The sequence below is a fragment of the Blastomonas sp. genome (assembly GCF_041747255.1).
GTDB lineage: Bacteria > Pseudomonadota > Alphaproteobacteria > Sphingomonadales > Sphingomonadaceae > Blastomonas.
This window is the reverse complement of record NZ_JBGTFM010000076.1, coordinates 1-3816: the sequence shown is the minus strand read 5'-3', so window position 1 is coordinate 3816 and position 3816 is coordinate 1. Positions and strand designations below refer to the sequence as shown.

Below are 3816 nucleotides of genomic sequence, written 5' to 3'. Positions count from 1 at the left end.
TCGCGCTGCGCGTCACCGGCAGCATCGGCGATTTTCGCAGCGGCGACACAATCTGGCTGCGGCAAATATCGCCCGACGGCTTTGCCGGAGCGCTCAACCGTGATGTGCTGGTGCCACGTCCAGCGGGCCGCTTCCTGTTCGGGCGGCTGATCGCGCGCGATGACAGTAAGCTGCAGATTCTGCCCCCCGGCGCAGGCACGCGTCAGCAGGTGGTCAGCGATCCGCCATGGCTGGGGGTTGCAGAAACATTAATCCGCGCGCTGTAAAGACAGGCGGACCATGCGCATCCTCACCCTCGCAACGCTGTTTCCCAATGCAGCGCGGCCCAACCTGGGCATCTTCGTCGAGCGGCAAATGGCGGAGATCGCGCGTCGCCCCGGCTGGGACGTGACCGTGATCAACCCTATCGCGCGGCCGCCTTGGCCGCTGTCGCGCCACGCGCGCTATCGGGATCTTGAGGGTCTGCCCGAACACGAGCAATGGCGCGGGCTGGATGTTTATCGCCCGCGTTTCGCGCACCTGCCCGGTCCCGGGGTGCACCTGCAGCCACAGTTGATCGCGCGCGCCATCCTGCCGCTGGTCCGCAAGTTGCACCAAAAGCAGCCTTTCGACTTGATCGATGCCGAGTTCTTCTTTCCCGATGGCCCGGCCGCCCGGATCATCGCTCAGGCGCTTGACCTGCCATATTCGGTCAAGGCGCGCGGCGCCGACATCCACCATTGGGGCAACCAGCTGCGCACCCGTCAGCAAGTGCTGGATGCTGCGCACAATGCAGCGGGATTGCTGGCAGTGTCAGCCGCTTTAAAGGACGACATGGTCGCGCTTGGCATGGCGGACGACAAGATACGGGTGCATTATACCGGCTGCGATCAAACCAGTTTTCGCCCGCATGATGACAGCGCATTGCGTACACAGCTCGGCATCGGCGGCCCGATGCTGATCTCGGTCGGTGCGCTGATTGCCCGCAAACGCCAGCACCTCGTCATTGAGGCACTGCCCGCGCTGCTGGGCTCAACGCTGGTGCTGGTGGGCCAAGGCGACAAACAGGCCGAATTGCAGACGCTGGCCGAACGGCTGGGGGTCGCCGACCGCGTGATCTTTGCAGGTGTGGTGCCGCACGACGAGCTGCCCGGTTGGCTGGCGGCGGCAGATGTCATGGTGTTGCCGTCTTCGTCTGAAGGCCTTGCCAATGCGTGGGTCGAGGCCTTGGCCTGCGGCACCCCGATTGTCATCGCCGATGCAGGCGGCGCGCGCGAGCTGCTGCGCGATCCGCAAGCCGGGCGTATCGTCATGCCAGACCCGGCAGCGATTGCTGAGGCGGTGCGCGCATTGCTGGCCGCGACGCCAGACCGTCATGCGGTGCGGGCAACCGTCAGCGCATTCACATGGACGCGCAATGGTGATGAACTGATGGATTATTTCGCAGGGCTGCTAACGCGGCGCCAGTGATCGCTACTTGCGGTCGGCGCGATCGCGCAGGGTGCGGATGATGCGGTTGCAAATGGTCGGGCGCAGCGCCTCATCAAAATGCGCGCCGATCAGCCCATTTTCCATCCACACCAAGGTGGCTGGTATCGGTTCTATGCCCTCTATCATCAGCGTGATTGATCCAGGCACCCGCAGCGGCTGGCTGCATTCGAAGCGGCAACCGGTGATCGAAAGATTGGTCAGCACCACCGAAAAATGTCGGCGACCCTGATCGACCAGATCAGCCTCGATCTGCACATTGATGCGAATGGCATAACGACGGTCGTCAGCCGTCGAAGGCGTTTCGCTGTTCCGTCGCGCGGTGGCCGTCATTGTGTGCCTCCAGGAATCGATCCGGCAGAGCGACCAACCAAAAAGCGTCGGTTTGATTGCAGGAACAGCGGCATCTTAGAGTGAAGATACTAAGCGATGGTAAACGTATCTGGCCAAAAGTCGATGCCAAGGGCTGACCATGCATCACCACGCGAACCTTTGAACCGCAATAAAAACGCCCGGCCTGCTCGTGTGAGCAGTCCGGGCGTCTGTATCTTTGCTTCGCCGGTCAAGGCGAAGATCGCATCAGCGATTATTCAGCAACAGGAGCAGCTTCTGCACCGGCTTCAGCGCCAGCTTCCATGCCTGCTTCTGCACCGGCTTCAGCGCCAGCTTCCATGCCGGCTTCCATGCCAGCTTCGGCACCGGCTTCAGCCGGAGCTTCCATGGTTTCTTCAGCCGGAGCTTCCATGGTTTCTTCGGCAGGTGCTTCAGCGGCTTCTTCCGGCGTGCATGCTGCGAGGGCGAGAACGCCGATAGCAGCCAGGACCGGGCTCAGCTTGGTGATGGACTTCATAGTATTTTCCCCTTCGTTGCGGTAACAAGAGCCCGCGTTGTATCGATACCCTAGGGTTACATGCAAGAAGAAACTATCTTGCAGAAGCGCAGGAAAGACAAAGCCCAGCGACCCGACCCCTTCCATTGCCCCTTTGGCGTCCTGCGATATAGCCGAGTTCATGGTGACGGAAAAGAGGATAAAATCGATCTCGCAATGGCGCACAAAATCGCGCCAGATTGAAGGTGTTTGCCGATGATCTTGATGTTCGAGGGTACGGCTGATCAGTGAGGATTGGCCATCGGCAGATTTGCAGGCGTTCAAAATCAATCGGTTAGCCTTGATACAGCAAGACAATCACCATACAACTTAGCCCCGTCAGCGCATGGGTGATTGTGCAATCATTCGCATCCGCAAGGCACCCCGTCGATCGATTAGAGCCGCATTGAGCGTCTATCAGACGGGCAAAATTCCGCTGCATACATTCATACGACCGAAGCACACACGCCTATCGGACCCGAAGCGAATCGGTTCGTATTGTGATCAAGCTGAGCATATGATTGATACAAATGGTTCATTGCATCAACATGAACGGGTTGAGCCAGCAGCATCAATGCCGCTGAAAATTGGTCAGACCGACGGATTTGAATTCCGGTCCCCGCACCCCAGGGTGATCGCTATATCCGTTGATATCTCAGATAAATTGGATTTTTTAGATAAATCCCGAGACGCTGCGAACAGTGGAAGCTGCAAAGCAATCCCGCTCGAATTACTTTATCTGGGACACACAAGTACCAGGCTTCTGGTTTAATTCGACCAAAGCGGGCAGACGAATCTATGGGTGCGTTCAGCAGAATTTTCACGGCATAGGTCGCCAAGGGCAGCAAACCCCAGATCAGTCGATGTTCCACGCCCCCATCTGAAAGCGCGCCGCACGGTAGCCAGCCCGCTTAAAAAGGGACTCAGCGGGTTATTGATCCCCCGGATCATCATCTCGTCCGCTCACCGACCTATCGGACGGGCCAAAGCCTGCCCCGGTCTGGCTCCGGTGACGGCCTGAACTGCAAGCTTAATGCGCTGTAGGAACCATTGATGGAGGGATGGGTTGAACCCGTTTGCGCCTGCGATAAGCAATGTCCGAGTCCGGCGGTTGTTGCATTGATGCTGCGATCTTTCGCGGCCCCATCCCCCGGAGATTGACTTCGGTGGTCAGGTCGCAAAAGCGATGCAAAGGCGACAATTATTGATTGCTGGCGGGAGTTTGTTGAACCTCGTGTTGGTTAGGGTCGAGACTCAATCACAGCCAGAACGCGATGGCGGCAGCGAGGCTCACGGCTGACAGGAAGTTGCGGGCGAGCTTGTCGTAGCGGGTAGCGACACGGCGGAAGTCCTTGAGGCGGCAGAACATGGCCTCGACCCGCCACCGGTCTTTGTAGCGGCGCTCATCATACTGGATGGGGCGCTTGCGATTGCGGCGACCGGGGATCACGGGGATCGTGCCTTGGTCACGCAGCGCGGCC

Annotated in this window: 4 protein-coding genes and 1 pseudogene; 2 read left to right on the top strand and 3 right to left on the bottom strand. The window is 59.3% G+C overall.

From position 1 onward, the window contains the following. Together ACEW8G_RS02790 and ACEW8G_RS02785 are read left to right on the top strand one after the other, a co-directional pair. A pseudogene (locus tag ACEW8G_RS02790) lies at window positions 1-266 on the top strand (XRE family transcriptional regulator); the annotation flags it as partial. 13 nt (window positions 267-279) lie between these two features. Next, window positions 280-1449: a glycosyltransferase gene (locus ACEW8G_RS02785; RefSeq protein ID WP_373486924.1), complete on the top strand. Its 1170-nt coding sequence runs from the start codon at window positions 280-282 to the stop codon at window positions 1447-1449. Between the two features lie 3 nt (window positions 1450-1452). On the opposite strand, the gene ACEW8G_RS02780 is transcribed toward ACEW8G_RS02785, so the two are convergent. The 3 genes from ACEW8G_RS02780 to ACEW8G_RS02770 all read right to left on the bottom strand — a co-directional run. Then, on the bottom strand, window positions 1453-1800 hold the full coding sequence (locus ACEW8G_RS02780; RefSeq protein ID WP_373486923.1) for a PilZ domain-containing protein: 348 nt from the start codon (window positions 1798-1800) through the stop codon (window positions 1453-1455). 253 nt (window positions 1801-2053) lie between these two features. Further along, window positions 2054-2626 carry a hypothetical protein gene (locus ACEW8G_RS02775; RefSeq protein ID WP_373486922.1) on the bottom strand — a complete coding sequence of 191 codons (573 nt, stop codon included), beginning with the start codon at window positions 2624-2626 and terminating at the stop codon, window positions 2054-2056. Window positions 2627-3593: 967 nt separating this feature from the next. Continuing rightward, on the bottom strand, window positions 3594-3816 hold a 223-nt coding region (locus tag ACEW8G_RS02770; protein ID WP_373486921.1), incomplete at its 5' end, for a transposase.